Here is a 23277-nt window from a genome sequence, read left to right on the forward strand (position 1 = left end):
CCTGGAAATGAAAACACTTTCACGCTGGTTCCTGGATAACCCAGTTGCCGCTAACCTTCTCATGGCTTTCATTCTGGTTGCAGGCTTGCTGACCTTTCAAAATCTGCGGGTGGAAAGCTTTCCACAAATTCCACCTACGGAAGTCGAAATCTCCGTTGTCTACCCCGGCGGCACTGCCCGCCAGGTCGATGAGAGCATTACACAGCGTATTGAGGAAGCTATTAGTGGTGTTGCAGGAATAAAGCGCATAACCAGCCAATCAAGCAAAGGTTACGCTTCATTGGTAGTGAAAAAAAATACTAATGTGAAGCTGGATCGTTTGATTGAAGATATTCGCAATCAAGTTGAAAGTATCGAAGGCTTTCCCGCATTGGCGGAGCGGCCGCGTATTTATCGCAGTGAATATACGAATCTTGCGGCGTTTGTCATGGTCTACGGTGGTGACAATAATGATTCGCTTCAGCAGGTATCCTCACGAGTAGAGCGAGTGCTTAAGAAACATCCTGCTATTTCCAAAGTGACAAATCTGGGGAAAAGAAAGCAACTATTGGCTATAGAGCCAGACCTCAGGAAACTTCAACGCTACGGTTTGTCTCTTGAGAACCTAACGGAACGTATTCGCCAGTGGTCAGTGGAATATCGCAGTGGTGAATTAAGAACGGCCAATGGAAATATTGTGCTGCAGGGCAGTTCCCTGGCTGACAACTTGGCGGAACTGAGGAATATCCCCATTATCACTACATCGACAGCACGAGTGAGACTCAGTGATATCGCTACTGTTAAGCGAGATTATGAGCAAACCGACAGTATTGTTCGATATCAAGGGCAACCTGCAGTCGCACTGATGGTATCCACCAGCCAAAAAGACAACCTGTTTCATATCCATGAAGCCACAAAATCAGTATTAGAATCATTGGAATCGACATTACCCAGGAACATGCAGTTGGATGTAATGGCGGATATGTCTCCCTATATTTCCGAGCAATTAGACTTGCTAAGTTCCAACGCCTTGCAGGGATTATTAATCGTCTTATTGCTATTGGTGCTTTTTTTAGATACGCGGCTAGCCTTTTGGGTTGCCTTAGGTATTCCCATATCCCTGGCTGGTGCGATTACATTGATGGGTTTTCCTTCCCTGGATTACAGCATCAACGATATCACTTTATTCGGTATGATTTTGGTACTGGGGATATTGGTAGATGATGCCGTTGTGGTCGGTGAAAGTATTCACCAGGCGAGACAAAATACAACTGACACCAAAGAAGCTGCCTGGAAGGGGGTTGAAGCCGTAGCCGTGCCCACAGTTTTTGGCGTATTGACTACAATCGCGGCCTTCTCACCGATGCTATGGATTGAAAATGAGTTGGCAAAGGTGCTGTCAGGATTCTCTGCTGTAGTGATATTTGCACTGATATTTTCATTAATTGAGAGCAAATTTATATTACCTGCGCATTTAAGCTATCCAAATACACATACTCAAACTAGTGGCGCAATAAAACGATGGATTGAGATTGCCAGAGAGAAATGTAACCGTTTATTAAATCAATTTTCGGATAAGATATATACTCCGCTTTTGTCATTGAGCCTGGCAAACCGGAAAATAAGCATTAGTCTATTTGCCACCTTTCTGCTGCTGGCCTATGGCGCTATGTTCAAGGGGCATATCGCCTCAGTATTCTTCCCTGAAATTCCCGGACGCTATGCCACGGTTAAAGTCACTATGCAGCATGGAGCTGCAAATACTTTAACGGAACGTAATACCGATCAACTTGAACAGGCCATCAAGCGCACCGCAAATAGGTTGCAACAGGAGTATGGGTTGCCGGAGTCACCTGTTAGCAAATATATCGTGTCAAAGGAAGGCACCAAGACCATAGAGTTGACAGCGGAATTAACACATGATGCCCTGGCCAGAGTAGAGAGCAACCGCTTTTTAGAGGAGCTGCGGCTGCAAACAGGTATCCTGGAGGGAAGCTATGCAGTGAAGTTTAGCCTTACGGAAGAGCCGGCGGGGGATACTGCCATTGCGGTGTCTGCCAGCAATCGAGATCAGGCGAAACAAGTGGCTGGCCGCCTCAAGGCTCTACTCGCGGAGTTACCTGGTGTGAACGATGTATACGATGATAGCCAACTTGCCAAAAGACAGCTGAAAATTACGGTCAATGAGCGGGGAGCCAGCCTGGGAATTGATCAAAGTCATCTGGCAGTGCTGATAGGGGGAGCATTCGGCCAGATTGAGATACATCGCCTGTTGGATAAAGGTGAAGAAACTCTAGTGTTGGCTCGCTTTCCTCAAACAGAAACTAAAACACTTGAGCAGTTAAAAGCTACACCTATTAACCTGGATAACAACAGCTATGTAAGCTTAGGCGAAATTGCCCAGCTTAAGTACGAGCGTGAACCCGAGGTTATTTATCGACGTAATCGCGATGAAGTGGTCAGTATCTATTGGCGTCAGAATCGCTCTGTCAATTCACCGGAAAACAACTGGGAGCGGTTAAAAGAAGAGCTGGTGCCAGAACTGGAGCGCCTTTATCCGGGTGTCCAAATTAAAGCCGTTGGTGAATTCGCCGAAATAGTAGAAGTACAGGCTGGATTTAAAAAGTCCATGTTGCTGACGCTTTTACTTATCTACGTTTTGTTGGCGATACCACTAAAATCCTATTGGCAACCTTTGATTATTATGTCGGTGATTCCAATGGGCTTTGCAGGGGCAATTATTGGACACGGCCTGTTGGGCTTCCCAGTAAGCTTATTATCCTTGTTTGGAATGATGGCAATGACTGGGGTAGTGATTAACGATTCCCTGGTTTTAATGAGCCGATTTAATCAGCTCTACGCGCAGGGCGTACCAGTAAAAACAGCGCTACTTCAAGCTGGGAAAAGTCGCGTAAGGGCAATTTTCTTAACTACGGTGACTACTATCTGTGGGTTGCTACCCTTATTAGCCGAAACCAGCGAGCAAGCCCAATATTTAAAGCCAGCGGCTATATCCCTGGTATTCGGGGAGCTATTTGCTACACCGATTACCCTAATCTTAATCCCTTTGTTACTTTCTTTTGGGCAGTACAAAAATACATCTAGGAGTGATAGCGCTTCACTTACTGAGCAAAGTTTACTTCAGGAAGTGAGGCAATTGTGATCCCTTCATTACTAAGTGCTTATTAGATCCATCACTAAATGCTTATTGTCTGACCATTAAGCTTACCGGTTACTCGGTAAGAATCAAAATTGGAATCCCTTTAAGTCAACTTTGGAAAGTAGCTACGCGAGTATGATCAGCTGCTTTCATGAGCCTTTTTGTTAGCGGAGTGTATTTTTCACCCAATTTGTATATAGGTGACAAATTACGTCAGAAAGGCACCGATATAGGCAGGCTTTAGTTTCTTCATTTTTTTAAATGCGACACAGAAAATTATTCACGAAAAAATAAAATTATTTTCGTATTTTCATTTCGTGACTCATTGGAACTTAATTCTTAATCCTTACCTAACACACAAATCAAAAAATAAGATTTCAGGCGATTATGGACAAGTTATTTAGCAAGAAACTATTGGTGCTGGCATTAACTGCAGCTTTGGCTGCGTGTAGCGGCGGAGGGGGCGGTTCTTCAGACTCTGAACCTGAGACACCAGCTGTGGGTGATGGTGGCAGTAATAATGGTGGTGATCAGGGTGGCGATAACCAAGGAGGTGATAGTGGTTCCGGCGATACTGGGAGCGATACGCCCCTTCCCGATAATGATCCCTCAACGGTAACGGTTGGAGACGTTTCTACTTCCGATCTGGGGTTTGCCACTATAACTGCTACAGATATCACCCTGCCTGATGCAATGGTAAACGCCCAAGAAGTTTACCAGCTTGCACACTATATTGGCCGAACAGATAGTGAGCAAGATGAAGAAAATATCGACATCCCTATTCGTAGTTATACGGCAACTTGCGCTACGGATACTGATAAGCCGCGGATGTTTGTATCCACTACATTATCAGAAGGGTTAAAAGCTTCTGATCCAACATACGGTTCTGTTTACGAGCTGCAGTATAACCCTGAAACCTCAAGTTTCGATCAAACGGGTAATACCACGATCCTTAAGCAGTGCTATGAAACCCATGGTATTACTGCAAGTGCAGACTGCTCTAGAGTCGCTGTTTTATGCAACACCGAATATAAAGCCAGTGAGCGCTATGATATTAAGAAAGACATAGTGGAAGAGCATGGCACTAGCAAAATGAAGATTAACGAGGATAACCTCGCTAGTGTTGCCGGTACTGATAATGAGAAAAAGTACAATGATCAGATTTGGTTAATGGAGTGGGATGACAAACCCTTATCTGAAAAACCGGATGCTTACGTCGTTAACAAAATGCATGGCGGCACCCACTTAGGCACCCAAGAGCTTATATATGTTGAGAATGACAGCAAAGGGCGTACAAATTATGCTTTTTCAGTCACTGCACGTGTACTCTCAAGTGGTTCTCATTATTCAGCGGGATTAACCGTGATTGATCGGGATGATTGGTCCTTAACAATGACGGGAGATGATCGTAGAGGCTGGGATTGGTTATGTGGGCATGGGCACGTACTTAATATCCGGGCTTTCTATAACCCTGGAAATGAAATGTTTGGGGCGCTCTGTACCAGTGATGGAAATAAATACCACCCTTCACCTGGCTTGAATGCAATTGCGATCAAAATGGAAGATGATGGCTCATCCATCTTGGAAGGCACCTACAATCACGTCGTTCCTACAACAAGTGCAATGATTTCGAATGGGGGAGGCCACACAGTCGTTCCGGTAGATGCTAATACCAATCTCTCAGTGGTTGTTTCGCCGAAGTACATCGAAGATGAGGATATGGATAGGTTCTTACAGGATACACTCGGTATTGATACCAGTGGAGATGGCCCCTTTGATGATCAATGTGCTGCTAAGGCCAATAAGAATTGCTTCTTCTCGTATCTCGAAGAGATCGAATATGATGAGGGTAACTATTCACTGATACCAAGGCAAGGGCTCTATTCTGGCGGCGCCCTGGATAAATCATCCTTAACTCGTGTAGGTATTGCTAAGGTTGATTGGGAAGGTAATATTGAGGGAGTTGGCATCAATTGGTTGGCGGAAGATTCCGACTGCCAAATTAGTGACCCCCAGCTCGTCGACCTGAAGAACGGCCGCTACCTGTTTGGTTATGCACAGTTCCAGTGTATTTCCGATAACCTTCCCTACAATCGCAGTTACAACAAGAAAGGCGAGGCTATGCGTATGTTGGTACCTAAAGCCTATTATGTGATGGAGATTGACGCAGACCTCAATGTACTTGAAGGGCCAGTAAAACTCACCGATTATGGATGGGGTGGATTGGATGAGCCGATGTATCTAGGTAACGGCAAAGTGGCCTGGAACTATATCAAGAATCCTACCTTTGAGAATTATATTGGCGGTCAGCAAAACGTGTGGCAAGCGATTGTTTACCACTCTAAAAGTGTGAACTAATCCAACTATTCATCTTTATACGGGGGTAGGCTTGCCTACCCTCGCAATTTCTGATGCTTATAATTGCACGGCTTTAGTGAGTTTAAAATAATTAAAGGCTCAAGTCGTATCTATTCAATATGATTTTAACTTTTTACTGCAGTCTTAATATTACATCTTTCAACTACATCATAGATTTTTTTAGATAGCTCTTTAAGCATATTAATCTGAGGTCTTTCTGCATTCCTGTTGGTGAGAATGACAAGTGCAAGCCCTGTTTCAGGAGCAACATAAGCGGCCGTGTATACCCCAATATTGCCACCCCAATGGCTTAAATAGGAGCGCTTTTTGTAGTTATAGCTATTCCATGCAACAAGTTGACTTTCCAGATGGTCTGGAATGCCACTCATGGAGCGCTCAGCAAACATCTCTTGAAGCACCTTTTGGGAGGAAATAGTCTCCCTCATAAATACACCTGAATTAGCAACCGCACCGAAGAATTTTGTCAAATCTGAAACTGTTGAGCGCAACATTCCTGCCGGATATCCGGGAGTACTACTTTGTGCAACTGCGACAAGCTGGCCATCAGAAAGGGCTTGATAAGGCGTTGCGACTTCTAACCCAGACGTATCTGCTATAGTCCAGAAGGTATGATCCATTCCCAATGGCTCAAAGAAGTTTTTCTGAGTCCAATCTTTTAAATTCAATCCAGATTGTTGCTCGGCCCAGTTGCCCAACAAGTTATAGCCCATATTGCTGTAGCTCCATTGCTCCCCGGGCGGGGATTTCAGGAAAGACTTATCTGCTGAATAATATTTGCCATTCTCTAGAAGGATATCTTCCAGCAGCTCGGAAAGCTTCATTGCTGAATCTTGCCCGGGCGTTCTGAAATCCACCTCATAATACATACCATCCTGTATGCTGGATGTATGTGTAAGCAGTTGGAGTAGGGTGATTTCCTTTGAGGGGTGATGGGGGTTCACTAGGAGAGAGCCTGATTCAAGAGTCACAGAACTTTCTAGTTCGACCAAGTGCTTATCAGCAATCTCCATTACCGCCAAAGCTGTGATTGGCTTGGTTACTGAGGCAATCTGGAAAATAGTGGAGGGAGTAACCGGTGTTTTGTGTAACTTGTCAGCAAAGCCAAAACCTTCTTCATACACCAATTCTCCGTCTAACGCTGCTCCTATCGCTATCCCCGGTATATCGGCCTCAACTCTAAGAGCTTCAATATCCTTTGAAAGGTCTTGTAACTGAACAGAGCAGTTTGTTTGAGCTAGCGCTCCCCAAGACTGTAAGAAAAGAGTGAAGATGATCCATTTTGTCCGCATTGCCATCCTCCATAAATATATTTATAAACATATTTATAAATATATTTGAAGGTTATGGTAGAATCAAGCATCAATACTCTGCTGATGAGCCCCAAATTAATTTGAAAGATGGATGAGAGTTGTCTTTTATGAGCCCTGAGAATTACTTTATTGGCAAGACTGCGGAGACTATCTCTACTCTTATCACCAAGCAGTGCGAGATAATTCTCACGAGAAATGGTGTGCAAGTTCCGGTTAAATCTTGCTCAATCATCGTGACTTTGCATCGATTGGATGGATTGTCATTGAATGAAATTGCTCGTGAGACAGACTCCTCCCCTCAGCTTATTAAGCAGAAACTTCCGAAGTTACTTAAGCTCTCACTCATTAAGCATGAAGATGACTCAAGTGATAAGCGAAGGAGGCTTTTCTTTCTGACAGATAAAGGAAAGCTGCAGGTAGAGAAAATACTTGAAACATTTCAGGAGTTAGAGCGTTCACTGGATAGGCTCAATAAACATCTGGGGTTCAGCCTTCCCGAAAAGCTCGATGAAATAAAACGGGCACTTACTGAAGTTCCACTTCATTCAGATGGCGAGCATTCTATTAAACAATAATTTGCCTTTGAGGAAGGTGAATTATGGAGTAATAACACCTTTCCTCAATAATGTTCATGGTTTATGAAGCTACTAAGAGAGTGCGGAGTAAACAATTGATAGGGGACATGAGACATTCCAACAATATCGTGGTTCTAAGGTTCCAATTGAATAGTTCTCGATAGTGATCCTGCCTTAATGACAAGAGATGAGCATGTTTTGGGTGTGCATTTTTGAAAGGGCAAGCTTGCCGAGGCCAAACCCAGCCCCGGCATAAAGAAGCCCATCAGCAGTTGACGGCGTTAACCGCCAGCCCGCCCAGAGAAGTCTCTTTGTATTTACTCTGCATATCGATACCGGTCTGGCGCATGGTTTCGATCACGCTATCTAGCGGTACGATATGGGAGCCGTCACCGCGTAGGGCCAGGCGTGCGCCGTTGATGGCTTTTACCGCGCCCATGGTGTTGCGTTCGATACAGGGCACTTGCACCAGGCCGCCGATGGGATCGCAGGTGAGGCCCAGGTTGTGCTCCATGCCAATCTCGGCAGCGTTTTCGATTTGCTGATTACTGCCGCCTTCCACGGCGGCCAGGCCTGCGGAGGCCATGGAACAGGCTACGCCGATCTCACCCTGGCAGCCCACTTCGGCGGCGGAGATAGAGGCATTTTTCTTAAATAGCATGCCGATGGCGCCGGCAGTGAGCATAAATTTCACCACCTGCTCTTTGAGTTCTCCGTGTACTTTCGGGTCGTGCACAAATTCCACGTAATAGGCGATCACTGCGGGAATAACACCGGCGGCCCCGTTGGTGGGAGCGGTAACGATACGTCCGCGAGCAGCATTTTCTTCATTGACGGCAAGCGCGAACAAACTCACCCAGTCGAGGATGGCGAGGCCGCGATTGCGCTCTTCCGCTGTTTGTTTGCTCAACTCCTGATAGAGCTCGGCGGCTCGGCGGCGTACCTTCAGGCCGCCGGGCAGAATTCCTTTTTGTTGGCAGCCCCGCTCTATGGAGGCTTTCATCACTTTCCAGATATTCCACAGGCGGTCCTTGACTTCCTGCTCGCTGCGAAATGCTTTTTCGTTTTCCATGGCCAACTGGGCAATGGTCCAGTCGTGCTGATCGCAGATCTTCATCAGCTGTTCGGCACTACTGAAATCGTAGGGCAGCAGCGTGGCAATTTCTTCTTTGTGAGCGAAGTCTTCTTCTGAGAGAACAAAGCCGCCGCCGATGGAAAAATAACTGCGCTCGAATAGCAGTTCTTCGCCGCAATAGGCTTGGCAGGTCATGCCGTTGGAGTGTTGCGGTAGGAACTCTTCCATATGGAAGAGCAGGTCGCGATCGCGAACAAATTCTATTTTGTGGTCACCATTAAGTGTCAGCGCTTTTTCGCTGTGAATGGCGGCCATCTTCTCATCGATACTATCGACATTGATGGTATCGGGGGTTTGGCCAAGCAGTCCCATCAGTACCGCCATATCGGTGCCGTGGCCGATACCGGTCAGGGCCAGGGAACCGTAAAGGTGTACTTGAATGCGATCGGTTCTTGCGAGTTGGTCGCGGTCGCGCAGGTCCTGAACAAATTGGCGGGCGGCGACCATTGGGCCCACCGTATGGGAGCTAGAGGGGCCTACGCCAATTTTAAACAGTTCAAATACGCTAATACTCATATAAATTCTCTGCGCTGGGCCGCAGACAGTCGCGGCCTTCCCTTAAGGATATAGTTGCACCATTTGGGGGCGCACTTTGCCCTACAAGGCGCAACAATCAAGATGGCAGTCGCTATTCCGTACAAAATTCTATTTGTTACGGCTTTTGCGGAATTTATGAGTTTCCAGATTGTGGCTGTGAAACAAGCTATGGCGCTTCCGCGACCAAAACAGCCCGTTTGGGCGCGGGGTGACCTTCTATTGTTTTGTCCGGTGATTGCGGATCGAGAAAGTCGGCCAGTGATTCAAAGTGCATCCAGTCGGTGCGCCGCTGTTCCTCCAGGCTGGTGATATTCAAGTCTACTGTCCTAGGATTGCGAAAACCGCACTTTCGCAGCCAACTTTCCAGGGTGGCGCAGCTGGGAAAGAACCATACATTGCGCATTTTAGCGTAGCGGCCCTCTGGTACCAGGCAATCCCCGAGCCCGCCATCAATCACTAAGGTCTCCAGCACCAGTTGTCCACCAGGGCGCAGGGTCTCGCGCAACTCGCGCAGGTGGTCCATCGGCGAGCGGCGGTGGTAGAGCACACCCATTGAAAAGGTGGTATCGAAAGCGCGCAGATTTGCGGGCAGGGCTTCGATGCCGAGTGGCAGCAGGTCTACCGGCTGTTCGTCGCCGAGATATTTTTTCAGGGCGTAAAACTGCGCGACGAATTTTGCCGAGGGATCTATGCCGATCACCCGCCGGGCCCCAGCGCCATAGGCGCGCCAACAGTGGTAGCCGTTGCCGCAGCCAACATCCAGTACCAGTCTGTTTTTCATAGGCGCGAGGTGCGGCAGCACCCGGTCCCACTTCCAATCGGAGCGCCACTCGGTATCGATAGGCAGGCCGAATATTTCCCAGGGGCCTTTGCGCCAGGGGTGTAGTTTTCTCAGTTCCTGTTCCAGTCGCTGCAATTGCTGAGGCGAGGCGTCGCTGGCCTTGCCGATACGCACGCTATTGCTGAGCTCGATGCTGGAGGGAGCGATATCCGGTAGGGCTTCGACAGCTGCGCGCCAGTCGGGCAGGTCGCCCCAGCGATGAGGGCTAAGGTTTTCGGCTACCTGTTGAGGAAGCTGAGCCAGCCAGCTGCGCAGCTCTGGGATATGTTGCAAGCCTTGGTAGAGTTGGGTGTAGTCAATCACGGGTACTTACTTATCGGGGCTGCCTTTGATGGCGATCAGGGAGGCAAAGTTAAAACATTGGAACCAGACATCGACGCTAGTGAAGCCGACGCTCTTAAGGCGAGAGCGGTGGGTGTCTAAGGTCTCTGGAATCAGCACATTTTCTAAAGCGGAACGTTTCTGTGCAATTTCCAGTGCGCTGTAGCCATTGGCGGCCTTGAAAGAGTGGTGTAACTCAATCATCAGTTCATTGTGGTCTTTATCGGCGAAGTCCACTTTCTCGGAAATAATCAGGATGCCGCCGGGGCGCAGTCCCTGCTGGATTTTGCGCAGGATTTCCTCGCGCTCCTCAACCGGAATAAATTGCAGGGTGAAATTCAGTACCACAACGGAGGCGTTTTCAATCGCCACGTTTTGCAGGTTGTCGCAAATGAGTTGCACGGGTACTTCACCGCTATCCGCTTCGAGTACCGTGCGCGCCTGGGATACCATCGCTTCGGAATTATCTACGGCAATGATTTCGCAGTCTGCTGCGGGAATACGGTGGCGCATGGCCAGGGTGGCGGCACACAGTGAGCTGCCCAGGTCATAACAACGGCTGCCGGCTTGGGCATAGCGTTCCGCGAGGGTGCCGATCATGGCCACGATGGTGGTGTAGCCGGGCACGGAGCGCTTGATCATGTCCGGGAAGACTTGCACCACCTGCCGATCAAATTCAAAGCCGGCCACCTGGCCCAGTGGGTTTGCGTAGATATTATCTTGTTTGCTCATCGGGACTTCGCTTAGGGATCACGGCATGGATCCAGGAGAAATGATTACTGCCGAGTACTATTTGTCTGCAAGCGGGTAAAACCGGCGCCCCGGCAGCTAATACTGCCGGGGGCCTGCCTCACTTACAGTTTTTCTTCTTGCAGGTTGAGCTTCGCAGCCGCTTCACTGCCCTGGGGGCCGGTGACAATCGCGGTGCTGGCTTTGGACGGTTCCAGGTACGTGGCACCAACGCGCTGCAGGTCTTGCAAAGTAACTTCGGTTACCCGCTTGCGGAACTGTTGGCGTACTTCGTGGCTGCGTCCATAGAGGCCTGAGTGGAAATTCTTTTTGGCTTCACCGGCGGGTGAGCCGGGTTTATCCAGGCCACCGATTACACCGAGGATGGACTCCTCCACTTGCTCTTCTTTGTGCTTGCCTTCGGCCAGCCACTGCAGGGAGGCATCGAAGTCCTCTAGGGTTTCTCCCATACGCGGATCACGATAAGAGTAAAAGCGGAACACCCCGATATTGCTGTCGTGTCCGGCACCACCACCGTAGGCGCCGCCCTGTTCGCGAATCGTGCGGTGCAGGAAGCCATTGCGCAGGAAACCGCTCAATACGGACAGCGGCGCGGCATCCGGGTGCGACATGGGTACGGTGGCGTAGGCTTTGGAGCAGAAATTCACCTGGCTGTTGGCCACCCAGAGCTCCTGTACCCGTTTGCGCTCGAAAGGCGCGTCCGGATTGGCCGCAGCCGTGCTGGATGAAGAGATAAGTGGTGCCAGTGCCTGGCTGAAGTCACTGAGTTTTTCCTCTTCGCCAATAAGCAAGAACTGGCGCGGGGCGGCGAGGATTTTATTGTGGATTGCCTGGAAGTGCGCAGAAAGTTGCTGCAGGCCATCTTTCTCATCGAGCCCTTTGACCATGGCTCTCAGGTTGCGCAGGCCAAGCAGTCCGCCGCTAGCGTGGCTCTCCCAGGCTGCGCGATTGTAGCCAGCACTGGCGGCTGCCATGGCGAGGGCATGGCCGTTGCCGACAACACCCTGTTCGCGGCGCGCCAGGGTCTGTTGCAATAATTCTTTGATACGGGCGTGCTCATCGAAGCGCACCTGCGCCATGGTGGCCTGCATCAGTTCGGTGAGTTCGCCCTGGTTTCGAGAGAGTGCCTTGCCGGAGAGAATAAAGTGGCCGGACAAGTGATCGAGGTTGTCGATGGCGGTGCGGCTGCTGGTGAAACCGTGCAGGGCACCGGCGACACGGGTCTGCCACTGCTGGACTTCCAGGTAGTCTTTATCGGCGAGGCCAACCTCGCTCAATACCTGGCAGTAGTAGGGCAGTAGTGCCTTTTCCTCTTCGCTAAACTCGGGCAGGGCGCACACCATTTGTTGGTAAACCAGACCGTTGGTGCCAGCGCTGTAGCGGGTAAGTTTTTGTTCGCCGATCTCAGTGATTTCACCCTCGGCATCGGGCATTTCTGCGGGAATATCCTCTACCCCCACTTTGGGCAGGATGGAGGCATCGTCTTCGCGATTCTGGCGGTCTGTGAGGGCCTTGGCAGTTTCGACAATCTGGGCTTTTTCCTGCTCGCTGAGGCTTGCTTTGATCTGTGCCAGCTGTTCCTTCTCCGCCTGCTCTTTGCGCCCGGCCAGTTTATCGTCCGGGCTCATCACCAGGCGCACGCGGTGCTGGTTTTCCAGTAGGAGTTCGCGTGCTTTATTGGCGATAAACATCGGGTCTTTGATCTGATCGCGTAATTTTTCCAGGGTAGCGTCGATATTCAGCAGGCCAACCGCATCACCGCGGTGAGTGGCGCCGGTAAGCGCGGTGAGGATCAGTTGCAGCCCGTAAGGGTAGCCGTCACCACCGATTTCGCGCTGTTGCAGTTCCAACTGATGCAGACTGGCAGCTACTTGCTCGTAGGGGATGCCTTTCTCGGCGACTTCTTCCAATACGGAGAGCACTTGTTTTTCCAGCTCGTCGGCGCGCTCGCGCTCGCTGCCTTCAATGCCACAGACAAATACCAGCTCCCGCTGGGAATCGTCCAGCCCGATAAGGGGGGAGGGGGAGGTGCCGAGGTCAGTGGTCTCGAGCAGTTTCATCAGTGGGGAGGCGCTGTTATCCAGCAGCACGCCGGCGAGCAGGTGTGCAGTGAGGGCTTCTTCCAGATCGGTAACGTCGCCGAGTAGCCAGCTCAGAACGATATGGGTTTTTTCTTCCAGTGCTTCACCGCTAAGCGGGTAGTGCTCTTCCACCTTGAGCGGGGCGTGATAGCGGTCTTCGCGGCCCACTTCGATCGTCTTGTCCAGCTTCTCAAATTTGTGCAGCGCTTTTTCTTCGAATGCTGCCTGGTGTTCGGCGGCGGAAATATCGCCGAAGGTCATAAAAATGGCGTTGCTGGGGTGGTAGTGACTGCGGTAGAAATCTACCAATTCCTCATAACTGAGTTTGGGGATATCTGTAGGCTCGCCACCGGAGTTGAAGTGGTAAGTCGTGGTGGGGAACAGATATTTACTCAGGGTGTGCCAAAGCTGCGAGCTGACCGAACTCATGGCGCCCTTCATTTCATTGAACACCACGCCTTTGTATACCAGCTCGCTGCTGGTGTTTTCGGTTTCGGCAAATTCCAGGCGGTGCCCTTCCTGGGCAAAATCCAGTGGGTCCAGTGTGGCGAAAAATACCGCATCCAGGTAGACATCGAGAAGGTTATTGAAATCCTTGCGATTCTGACTGGCAAAGGGGTAGGCGGTCCAGTCCGAGCTGGTGAAGGCATTCATAAAGGTGTTGAGTGAACGCCGAATCATCATAAAGAAAGGGTCGCGCACCGGGTATTTGTCACTGCCGCACAGTGCGGTGTGCTCGAGAATATGGGCCACACCGGTGGAATCGTGTGGCACAGTGCGCAGTGCCACCAGGAAAACATTTTCCGCGTTGTCTGCGGCAATGTGCAGGTGTTGGGCACCGGTGGTGGTGTGGCGGTATTCCTCGACACGTACGCCGAGGGAATCGATATCTGCGCTGGTAACCAGTTCAAATGCAGGATGTGAGTTGTTCAAAAGACAGCTCCCTGGAGTTATAGAAAATTTTCTGGCCGGCCTCTGCTGCCGGCGAAAGGGCGCTATTCTACCGCTTGCACACACCGGAAAGACAGTGTTGACAAGGATGTCAGCAAGGCGAAGACTTCACCTACCGAAGCCCCGGCATAAATGTAGACGAACAGGGAGATAGAGGTTGTCCTGGTTGGATATCGCCAGCGTCACTGGCTTTTTAATCACATGGGTCGGTTACACCGTCTTTGCACGCAAGAAAGCCAAAGAGACTTGGTGTCTCACATCATCATTACAGTGGTACCGGGTGGAGTGGATGCTGCGCATGCTCGATCGGGATATGCGCATGGCAGATACCGCAATCCTCAGTAACCTTGAGCGGGTGATTGGTTTTTTTGCCTCCACTAGTATTCTAATTTTGGCGGGCCTGGTGACGGCCTTGACGGCGAATAAAGCTGCCATCGAAGTACTCACCAGCTTGCCTTTTGCCGAGCCCACCACGGTTGAGCAGTTTGAACTGAAAGTGATGCTGCTTATCCTGATTTTTATTTTCGCCTTTTTCAATTTCACCTGGTCCCTGCGCCAATACTCGTTTGCCAATGTGTTGATTGGAGCCGCACCTCCGCCGGAAGCGGGTGAACTGTCGGAGGATGAGCGCCTTCGTTTTGCTATCAGCACCGCTAAGGTGATCGACCACGCCGGGCACAGTTATAACTACGGCCTGCGCTCCTATTACTTTTCCATGTCGGTGCTGGGCTGGTTTATCCATCCGCTGCTGTTTATTGCCGGTTACCTTTTTGTGGTTTGTGTCTTGTATCGGCGGGAATTTATGTCCCGCGCACTCAACTCGATTTTGGCGGCGCGGGAGGGCGGCCTGGAGCGCCAGCAGAGGAAGAAGTTCAGTGGAAAATAGTGAAATTGTGGCGGCTTTTGACAAGGTAGCCAAGCTGCGGGGCTGGGAGCAACTTCATACGGCAAAGAACCTGGGGGTGGCACTTTCGGTAGAGGTGGCCGAGTTGAATCGGCATTTTCAATGGTGCGAAGACGCGGATATTCATTCGCTGATGCAGAGTGAGAATGCTAAAGAGGTTGCTGCAGAGCTGGCGGATATCCAAATGTACCTGTGTAAGTTGGCAGAGGTGCTGGGGGTGAATATGGATTTAGCGCTGCGCGATAAGATTGCGGAAAACGAGCGCCGCGCGATAGAAGTTTTAAATGGTGGGGCTCCATGAGTGAGGCAGGATTCAGCGACAGGAACTTTGACGACCTGGCGCATCGATTTCGCGATCGTATTTATGGCGGCCTCAAGGGGGATATCCGTCTGGCGGTGCTGAATCGGGATTTAGCTGCGATCGTCAGCCGGGAGTCGCGCACCTTAAAAATCGTGGATGCAGGTGGTGGCCAGGGGCACTTTGCCATGGACCTGGCTGCTGCGGGGCATCAGGTGTACTTGGCAGATATTTCGGCGCAAATGCTGGAGCACGCTGCCGCTGAAGTTGAGGTGAGACATTTACAAAAGCGGGTAACCCTTTTGCATAAGCCCCTACAGGCGTTGGCGCAGATGAAAGCGTTGCAGGGCGCGGACCTTGTGATTTGCCATGCAGTGCTTGAATGGCTGGAGGAGCCACGCTTGGCCTTACAGCAGCTACACCGTTTGCTCAAGCCGGGTGGCCATTTGTCCCTCACTTTTTACAATCGGCGCGCGCTGGAATTTCGCTTGTTGCAGCGTGGCAGTTTTCGCCAGCTGGAGCGCAATATCGATGAAGACTATTGGGGTGGGCACCCCGGGAGCCTGACACCACAAAACCCACTGCTATTGGAGTGGGTGAGCGATTGGCTGCAGGAGGCCGATTTTGAGGTGACCTGCCACAGCGGTATTCGTTGCTTTCACGATTTTATGACGCCTGCTATTCGTGACAAGTTACCCGCTGCGGCAATCGTACAAAAAGAATTGGAGTATTCTCAGACCGATCCTTATCGCCAGTTGGCGCGCTATGTTCACCTCTTGTGTCGTGTACCAGAATAACCTTGCCCTGATAAAGAGTTGCGATCAAAGCGTATTCAGCAGCAGTTCTTTGGCGGCATTTACTCGTGAGGCTAGATAGTCGTTGCCGCCGCGATCCGGGTGTAGCTTTTGAATAAGCTTGCGGTGAGCGCCGATAATTTCATCGCGTCCGGCATTGGCGCCAACCCCTAGAATTCGTCGCGCTTCGTGTTCACTCAGAGGCGGCCCTTGGTCGGCCTGGGCGGCTTTTTGTTCCTGATGGGGTTCTTGTTCTTGTTGTTGGCTTTGATTTTGTCGATTGCGCGCATAACGCTCGAACAAGGGGGCCAGCCAGGGCATTAAACGAGTGAGTTGATTGAGCAGGCGGCCCAGCACCGGTAGGATCAACAGAACCATGGCACCGACCCAGTGCAGCCTTCCGCTGACGGCTAGTAACACTACGATGACTGCTGCACCCAGTAGGGTGATAAAGAAAATCTGCTTGCGCCTATCGCCTTTTGAGCTGGACTTGATTTTCTGCCAGGCATACCAGATGCCGAGTAAGATCAGTATTAGAAGAATTAAACGTGCCAATGGCGGCTCCTTAGGTTCTGCACTTGCCAAGTTTGTGCCCAGGGCTTAAATATCTTTTCGATCCCATGGATTGTCAGGTTAACATGGCTCGCCTCAAGCCTTTCCAATCTCTGGGCGGAATGAGGGCTTGTGGCTATCCTGTTTGAAGAAAATTTCAGCACTTGAGATAACAGTATGCAATACGACAAATTCCAGATCCCGGATGCGGATCAGATTTTGCCCGGCCGACCACAGCCGATGGAAATCACCGGTATCCATCATGTCAACGGCAATTCAATCCAGGAGCCATTCCCCGAAGGCATGGAAGTCGCAATTTTTGGCATGGGGTGTTTCTGGGGTGCAGAGAAACAGTTTTGGGACATTGACGGTGTCTATGCCACTGCGGTGGGTTACTCGGATGGTGCCACCGAGAATCCAAATTACGATGAGGTATGTAGTGGGCGTACCGGGCATGCCGAAGTCGTTAAGGTAGTGTTTGACCCCAACAAGGTCAGCTACTCGGAATTACTAAAAACTTTTTGGGATATGCATGATCCCACCCAGGGAATGCGCCAGGGCAATGATATCGGTTCCCAATACCGCTCCTGTATTTTCTGCACTCACGAGGGGCAAAAGAAAGAAGCGGAAGCGAGTAAAGAAGCGGTGCAAGCAGCCTTGAACGAAAAGCAGCGCGGTGAGATTACTACCGAAATCAGTATGGCCCAGCCATTTTATTACGCCGAGGAATACCACCAGCAGTATATGGCGAAAAATAAAGAGGCCATCTGTCCAATATTGCGCAACCCCATGTACGATTGAGTCAGATCCGTTCGGCCAGAGGGGCGGTAACCACCGCCCCTTAATCCTGCCTGCCCAATAATCTCATTTTATTTCTTACTCAGCTTTTTCATGGTCTGTCATGTCAGCTCATGGTGCGTTTATTGAGGGTGCTGCTTTCAGCTTTATTTCCCTTGCCGTTGATGCGCGCACCAGTCACTCCAGCTGCCGGGATAGAGCAGGGAGTCCCGGCGTCCGGCAAGTTGTTGGGCAAAATAGTTCACACAAGCTGTCACCCCGGAGCCGCAGTAATTCAGAATCGGGCGTCCATCGGAGCGAGCGTCCCATAGTGCTTGGAGTGCTGCAGTTGACTTCACTTTACCTGCATCATCGGTCATTTCGCGCCAGGGTTGGTTAATCGCACTGGGAATATGGCCGGCAATAGGGTCTATGGGTTCGTGTTTTCCGGCGAAGCGATCCTCATCGCGGGCATCGATCAGCTGCCAGGGTGCATTGCCCAGGGAGGCCTTGAGGGTTTCGTAGTGCACCAGCAGGTTATCTTTGGGGTTTGCTTTGAAATTACCCTCTGGTGTGGTGGCTGGTTCACGGGTCTCTAGCGATAGGCCGGCATCGAGCCAAGCCCGCAGGCCCCCATTGAGAACCTTAATATTGGTGTGGCCAAAGAAGAAAAACAGGAACCAAGCCCGTGCGGCAAAGCCCAGGCGATTATCATCGTAGACAACGACTGGCGTCTCGGTGTTGATCCCCAGTTTGCGGGCGAACTGTTGGAACTGGGCGCTGCTGGGCATAGGATGGCGCCCACCTAATTGATGGGTAGGGGCCGATAAGTCCCTATGCAGGCTGGCATAGTGGGCTCCGGGAATATGCCCCGCTGCATACGCCAGGGCGCCACTCTCCTTATCGGCGAGGTCATAGCGACAATCCAGAATCCCTGCGGTTTTGTTAGCGATTAATTCCTGTAAGTCTTCCACCTCAATAAGCGAAGCGCTGCGAACTCTGTCCATGCTGTTTCCTGCTGTCCTTCAAAGACACCAATTGATTAAGGGCTGCTTTCTGGGGCCTGTACTCCGCTGGAAGGAGCCTCTGTCTGTTCATCTTGGTTCTGCCCCTGCTGTTCTTCCTGGATCTGATCGGCCAGCTCCTGCTGGCGGCAGGTTTTGGTGGGCTCGGTCTGGTCGCTCGTCGGGTTATCGAGAAAGCGTGCTGCCGCTTTTTCGGCACAGCTGCTGGCGGAAATAATATCGTGAGCTAATTGAGGGAAGAGCAGCCACTGGTGATTGGGTAGTGCCTTGCGCGCTACATCTACATCTTCGGCTGATAAAACAGGATCTAGGCCGCCGTGTAACACCATAACCGGCGCGGGAGTGGCGATGGGTTGTGATTCCAGCAGTGGTGCGGCGGGGATCGCCCAGATTCGGCATTGTAGTTGCAGCAGCTTCAGGTCTGAGCGCACGGCGCCACCGAGAATGCCGGTGTCCTCGGCGCTTTCGCGGGCCTCGTCGAAATCGACAAAGGGGGCTTCCTCATAGCAGAAATGGCTGACTCCGGCGGCATCGCCGAAGTAGGGGTCCAATACGATCTCCATAAAGTGCCCTATCGCCTTTTGCGCGGGCTTCAGACCTTCATCGCCACTGTTTTCCAGGCCCTCAATGAATTTTGGCAATTCACTGTAAAAGTTCTCGTTGTATAGGGCTTGGAACAGTACCCGTAGCAAGCGTTGGCCAGTGAGTACAAAGGGGTAGGGCTGGTTGGAATAGCGGTGTTTGATGGAGATCGTGCGCGGCTCTTCATCCAGGGTTTGCACCAGATTTTCCAGGCGGCGGCGCAAGTCTGGGTAGCGGCTGTTGCATTTCGCATCTTCAATACAGTGCTTGAGGCCGCGCTCGTAAGCTGCCAGTGAATCTTGTGCCAACTGTTGGGTGTAGACAATATTAGGAAAGACGGCGCTGTTGAGTACCAAGGCGCGGGTTGAATCGGGGAAATCCCGCGCATAGGTGAGGGCATAGCGAGAGGAGTAGGAAACGCCGTAGAGGTCGAGTTTATCGATTTTTAACCGCTTGCGGAGTTCATCTACATCCCGCGCAATCACCGAGCTGTTGTACTGCGCCATATCTGCGCCCTTGCTCAGGCGGCTATAGCAGCGCTCCATACTGAAGGCGAAGACTCGCGCTTCTTCTTCCGGGGAGAGGTTGCGTTGGAAAGCTGTCTGCGCATCTTCGATAAATTCGCTGCAGGTAAGGCGCGGCCTTGCCATGCCGGTGCCGCGCGGGTCTATCACAATCAGGTCGCGCCCATCCTCTACAGTCATGGCGGCGTAATTCAGCCACAGCCAATCGCTGGCGTTTTCCGGTTCCAGGCCCATGCTGGCACCGGGGCCACCCGCCCCAAGATGCAGCAGCGGGGCCTTGTTTGGCGCTGGATTCTTGGCGCGAAAGCGAATTACCGGGAAGCGGATTTTGCGCCTTTCTGGATGGGCGTAATCCTCCGGTACTTCCATCATGAAGCACTGAGTGGCGGGCCAGCTGTCGTCTGTTTTGAACCAGCAGGATCTGGGGTATAGGTGGGTATAACTTCTGGGCTTTTTCGCTGCGGGGGAAGTTGCCCCCTGTTCAGACCGATCACAGGCACTCATCAGCAGGCCGATCAAAATGATGGAGGCGGTCAGTGGGCGGAAGTTTCGCACTAAGAGTATTCCTGTGGGCCGAAAAAGTTCTGGGTTTTGTAAATTGAGTCGCTCAATGATTGCCAAATCGGGCAATGGGAGCGGATAGATTCCATCGCAAGGCCGCTAAGCGAATTGACAAGGTCACCACTACAGCGATGGCAATCACCAGATCCCCCGGCAACTTACCACTGGCATCCAAGGCAACTAATGCAGCGGCGCCGGTAAGAGCTGCTGTGGCATAGATCTCCCGGCGCAAGAGCAATGGGATATCGCCGGAAAGTACATCGCGAATTACTCCTCCGAAGGTGGCGGTCATCATGCCCATTACGATCGCAATAGTGGCGGAATAGCCAAGTTCTAAACCTTTCTGCGTGCCGATTACTACAAACACCGAGAGGCCGATAGCGTCTGCCACCATCAGCAGGCGCATGGGTACCTGTAGATAGCGTATCAGGTAAAAACTAATTACACCGGTCGCGACAGCAATCCACAAATAGTAGGTGTCCTGCAGCCAAAATACGGGGATATTGAGGATGATGTCCCGGATGGTGCCGCCTCCCGTAGAGGTAACACAGGCGAGTACTACTGCGCCAAATAAATCCATCTGCTTGTGACCTGCAGCGAGTACGCCACTAAAGGCAAAGACTGCGATACCGATCATATCGAACCAATGCAGCAGCTCATCCATATCATCATTACATCCTGGAATTGGCGGGCAGGGGAGAATAGCACTTCTATTTAAGCAAAGGGAATCGTCTACTTTGCCGCTGGAGAGAAGTGTGAGGTCGCGCAGAGTGGGGCATTAGAGCAATTCCGTTAGTGGTTGCTATGTTTGGCAAAGCGGGGAGTTGTTTTCTTCCGTTCCAAAAATTTTTACCCCCCTATAAACGCTAAAAAGAGAGCCTGCTGAAGTGGTAGCGAAACGGGCAGAAGCACAGGATGGATAACTCTTAACATGCCAATTCATAGCATTTTAAAAGCGCTGGCTTGTGTATTCATCATTGGTATGGCCTATCCGATTGTTAAGTTGGCTCTCAGTGATGTTCCCCCTTTGATGCTCACGGCGATGAGATATGCCTTGGCGTCTATTCCATTTGTTTGGTTTTTCCCTTTTCCAAAAACCTCAGTATGGAATGTTGTCCTGATAGGCGTATTTTTACAGCTTCTCACTACGGGACTGGTTTACTTGGCGATGCGCACTGATGCGCAGGCAGGAATTGCCTCGCTGCTGGTGCAGTCACAAGTGATTTTCACCTTAATTTTCAGTATCTGCTTTTTTGCGGAAAAAATAAGTTGGCAGCAGCTTGTGGGTCTGTTGATAGCGGCCGCTGGCTTTACATTGTTTTTCATTGATGCCGATAAGGGAGGGGCCACAACGCAGAAAGGGTTTTTGCTCTTGATGGGCTCGGGTATGGCTTGGGCCATTGCTAATCTGGCTTTGAAAAGAATGCGGGGAGTAAATTTATTCCATCTGATGGTCTGGGCATCGCTGGTGCCGCCAATTCCTCTATTCGTATTGTCCTATTTCTTGGAAACTCGAAAGCCCGTTCAGCATTTACTGGAGGCCTCGCCAATAGCCTGGGGTGCGATCCTCTATCAAAGCTTATTCCTTACGTTGCTCGCTTATGTTTGGTGGGGGGACTTGATTAGGCGTTATTCAGCTGCTTTTGTTGCCCCCTTTGGGCTGCTGGTACCGGTATTTGGCTTGATGGGATCCTGGGTGATTTTAGGCGAATCGATGGATGCGATGGAGTGGGGTGCATCTCTATTGGTTTTTATCGGAATTGCTTTTTGTGTGATTAATGTGCAGGCGATAGAGGCACAGGCCAGGCAATAGCAGTGCGCTAAAAGGGAGAGAAGTTTACTGTGAGCGCGCCACCCGCGTATGCCGCGGGTGGCGCCCGGTGAGGCGTTAGACGAACGCCTGTAGGCCGGTTTGGGCGCGGCCCAGAATCAGGGCGTGAACATCGTGGGTGCCCTCGTAAGTATTTACCGCTTCCAGGTTCATCACATGGCGAATCACGTGGAACTCGTCGGAGATACCATTGCCGCCGTGCATATCGCGGGAAATGCGGGCGATATCCAGGGCCTTACCGCAGTTATTGCGTTTCACTAGGGAGATCATGGTGGGGTCGAACTGCTTGTTCTCATCCATGATGCGGCCAACGCGCAGGGAAGCCTGCAGGCCCAGGGTGATTTCGGTTTGCATGTCGGCCAGCTTCTTCTGGAACAGCTGGGTTTGAGCCAGTGGGCGGTTGAACTGCTTGCGGTCCAGGCCGTACTGGCGCGCTGCGTGCCAGCAGAACTCACCGGCACCCATGGCGCCCCAGGAAATACCGTAGCGGGCGCGATTCAGACAGCCGAAGGGGCCGCGCAGTCCGCCAATTTCGGGGAACTTGTTTTCTTCGGGTACGAAGACATTGTCCATCACGATCTCGCCGGTGATGGAGGCGCGCAGGGAGAACTTGCCCTCGATCTTCGGCGCGCTCAGGCCTTCCATACCCTTCTCTAGTACGAAACCGCGAATGATGTCTTCGTCATCTTTGGCCCAAACCACGAATACATCGGCAATGGGGCTGTTGGTGATCCACATCTTGGCGCCGCTGATACGGTAGCCGCCGTCTACTTTTTTGGCGCGGGTTTTCATACCGCCGGGATCGGAACCTGCATCCGGCTCGGTCAGACCAAAACAGCCAACCCACTCACCGCTGGCCAGTTTGGGCAGGTACTTCTGCTTCTGCTCTTCGCTGCCGTAGGCGTAGATCGGGTGCATTACCAGGCTGGATTGCACGCTCATTGCGGAGCGGTAGCCAGAGTCCACCCGCTCGACTTCGCGGGCTACCAGGCCGTAGGAAACGTAGTTGAGACCGGCACAGCCGTAGCCTTCGATGGTGGAGCCCAGCAGGCCCAGCTCGCCCATTTCGCTCATGATTTCACGGTCGAAAATCTCGTGGCGGTTGGCCTCCAAGACCCTCGGCATCAGCTTGTTCTGACAGTATTCGCGTGCGGCATCGCGCACCATGCGTTCTTCGTCGTTCAACTGCTGGTCCAGCAGCAGGATGTCGTCCCAGTGGGCGAGTGGCTGATGTTTACTCATGGCTAGTCTCTTCTACTTCTTCCGTTATTAATCGGCACCGGGGTTTGTCGCCAATCCGGCAAAAAGTTGCCGAATCTTGAAAGGGACATTGGCAAGCATCCCGCGGCAAAACCCAGTGACCATTCAGTTTATTGTGGCGCATCATACCTAAGTAGCTGCGATGGGGCA

18 protein-coding genes are annotated in these 23277 nt (G+C 51.3%); 8 read left to right on the forward strand and 10 right to left on the reverse strand.

Annotation, left to right across the window (positions count from 1 at the left end):
• Positions 1–7 precede the first annotated feature (7 nt).
• On the forward strand, positions 8–3142 hold the full coding sequence (locus ACJJJA_RS11110) for an efflux RND transporter permease subunit (RefSeq protein WP_444904624.1): 3135 nt from the start codon (positions 8–10) through the stop codon (positions 3140–3142).
• A gap of 384 nt (positions 3143–3526) precedes the next feature.
• Positions 3527–5497 (forward strand): hypothetical protein, encoded by a 1971-nt coding sequence (locus ACJJJA_RS11115; protein WP_444904625.1) that lies wholly within the window; start codon positions 3527–3529, stop codon positions 5495–5497.
• 125 nt (positions 5498–5622) lie between these two features.
• Here ACJJJA_RS11115 and ACJJJA_RS11120 read toward each other — a convergent pair whose 3' ends face one another.
• Positions 5623–6807, reverse strand: coding sequence for a serine hydrolase domain-containing protein (locus tag ACJJJA_RS11120; RefSeq protein WP_444904626.1), 1185 nt, complete (start codon positions 6805–6807; stop codon positions 5623–5625).
• 128 nt (positions 6808–6935) lie between these two features.
• Here ACJJJA_RS11120 and ACJJJA_RS11125 point away from each other — a divergent pair, with 128 nt between their 5' ends.
• Entirely contained in the window at positions 6936–7403 is a 468-nt protein-coding gene (locus ACJJJA_RS11125; protein WP_444904627.1) for a hypothetical protein, read from the forward strand.
• Between the two features lie 265 nt (positions 7404–7668).
• Here the strand turns inward: ACJJJA_RS11125 and ACJJJA_RS11130 are convergent, their stop codons facing one another.
• The 4 genes from ACJJJA_RS11130 to ACJJJA_RS11145 form a co-directional block, all read right to left on the reverse strand.
• Entirely contained in the window at positions 7669–9054 is a 1386-nt protein-coding gene (locus tag ACJJJA_RS11130; RefSeq protein WP_444904628.1) for an L-serine ammonia-lyase, read from the reverse strand.
• Between the two features lie 187 nt (positions 9055–9241).
• The gene (gene cmoB, locus ACJJJA_RS11135; RefSeq protein WP_444904629.1) at positions 9242–10219 is read right to left on the reverse strand and encodes a tRNA 5-methoxyuridine(34)/uridine 5-oxyacetic acid(34) synthase CmoB; all 978 of its coding nucleotides are present in this window, start codon (positions 10217–10219) and stop codon (positions 9242–9244) included.
• Between the two features lie 6 nt (positions 10220–10225).
• Positions 10226–10969, reverse strand: coding sequence for a carboxy-S-adenosyl-L-methionine synthase CmoA (cmoA, locus tag ACJJJA_RS11140; protein WP_252085733.1), 744 nt, complete (start codon positions 10967–10969; stop codon positions 10226–10228).
• Between the two features lie 122 nt (positions 10970–11091).
• Entirely contained in the window at positions 11092–14001 is a 2910-nt protein-coding gene (locus tag ACJJJA_RS11145) for an insulinase family protein (RefSeq protein WP_444904630.1), read from the reverse strand.
• Between the two features lie 175 nt (positions 14002–14176).
• Between ACJJJA_RS11145 and ACJJJA_RS11150 the strand changes: the two genes are divergently transcribed.
• The 3 genes from ACJJJA_RS11150 to ACJJJA_RS11160 are packed head-to-tail and all read left to right on the forward strand — an operon-like array spanning position 14177 to position 16018.
• Positions 14177–14905, forward strand: a complete 729-nt coding sequence (locus tag ACJJJA_RS11150) for a DUF599 domain-containing protein (protein ID WP_252085735.1) — start codon at positions 14177–14179, stop codon at positions 14903–14905.
• Complete coding sequence (locus ACJJJA_RS11155) at positions 14895–15224, forward strand: nucleotide pyrophosphohydrolase (protein WP_444904631.1); 330 nt, start codon at positions 14895–14897, stop codon at positions 15222–15224. Before ACJJJA_RS11150 ends, ACJJJA_RS11155 begins: the two co-directional genes overlap by 11 nt.
• Complete coding sequence (locus ACJJJA_RS11160; protein ID WP_444904632.1) at positions 15221–16018, forward strand: methyltransferase; 798 nt, start codon at positions 15221–15223, stop codon at positions 16016–16018. The genes ACJJJA_RS11155 and ACJJJA_RS11160 overlap by 4 nt, the downstream gene beginning before the upstream one ends.
• A gap of 24 nt (positions 16019–16042) precedes the next feature.
• On the opposite strand, the gene ACJJJA_RS11165 is transcribed toward ACJJJA_RS11160, so the two are convergent.
• Positions 16043–16570 carry a J domain-containing protein gene (locus ACJJJA_RS11165; protein WP_444885110.1) on the reverse strand — a complete coding sequence of 176 codons (528 nt, stop codon included), beginning with the start codon at positions 16568–16570 and terminating at the stop codon, positions 16043–16045.
• Between the two features lie 174 nt (positions 16571–16744).
• Here ACJJJA_RS11165 and msrA point away from each other — a divergent pair, with 174 nt between their 5' ends.
• On the forward strand, positions 16745–17368 hold the full coding sequence (gene msrA, locus ACJJJA_RS11170) for a peptide-methionine (S)-S-oxide reductase MsrA (RefSeq protein ID WP_444885109.1): 624 nt from the start codon (positions 16745–16747) through the stop codon (positions 17366–17368).
• Positions 17369–17511: 143 nt separating this feature from the next.
• Here msrA and ACJJJA_RS11175 read toward each other — a convergent pair whose 3' ends face one another.
• Genes ACJJJA_RS11175 through ACJJJA_RS11185 form a run of 3 tightly spaced genes read right to left on the reverse strand, consistent with a single transcriptional unit; the run spans position 17512 to position 20700 of the window.
• A complete protein-coding gene (locus tag ACJJJA_RS11175) occupies positions 17512–18351 on the reverse strand; it encodes a sulfurtransferase (protein WP_444904633.1) in 840 nt (279 codons plus the stop codon).
• Between the two features lie 35 nt (positions 18352–18386).
• A complete protein-coding gene (locus ACJJJA_RS11180; RefSeq protein WP_444904634.1) occupies positions 18387–20030 on the reverse strand; it encodes an alpha/beta fold hydrolase in 1644 nt (547 codons plus the stop codon).
• A 52-nt stretch (positions 20031–20082) separates the two neighbouring features.
• Complete coding sequence (locus ACJJJA_RS11185) at positions 20083–20700, reverse strand: trimeric intracellular cation channel family protein (protein ID WP_444904635.1); 618 nt, start codon at positions 20698–20700, stop codon at positions 20083–20085.
• 267 nt (positions 20701–20967) lie between these two features.
• On the opposite strand from ACJJJA_RS11185, the gene ACJJJA_RS11190 reads away from it, so the two are divergent.
• Positions 20968–21849, forward strand: a complete 882-nt coding sequence (locus ACJJJA_RS11190) for a DMT family transporter (RefSeq protein ID WP_252085743.1) — start codon at positions 20968–20970, stop codon at positions 21847–21849.
• Positions 21850–21924: 75 nt separating this feature from the next.
• On the opposite strand, the gene ACJJJA_RS11195 is transcribed toward ACJJJA_RS11190, so the two are convergent.
• Complete coding sequence (locus tag ACJJJA_RS11195; RefSeq protein WP_444904636.1) at positions 21925–23109, reverse strand: acyl-CoA dehydrogenase; 1185 nt, start codon at positions 23107–23109, stop codon at positions 21925–21927.
• Between the last annotated feature and the right edge of the window lie 168 nt (positions 23110–23277).

It is taken from the genome of Microbulbifer mixtoriginis (SeqCode) (assembly GCF_052466865.1).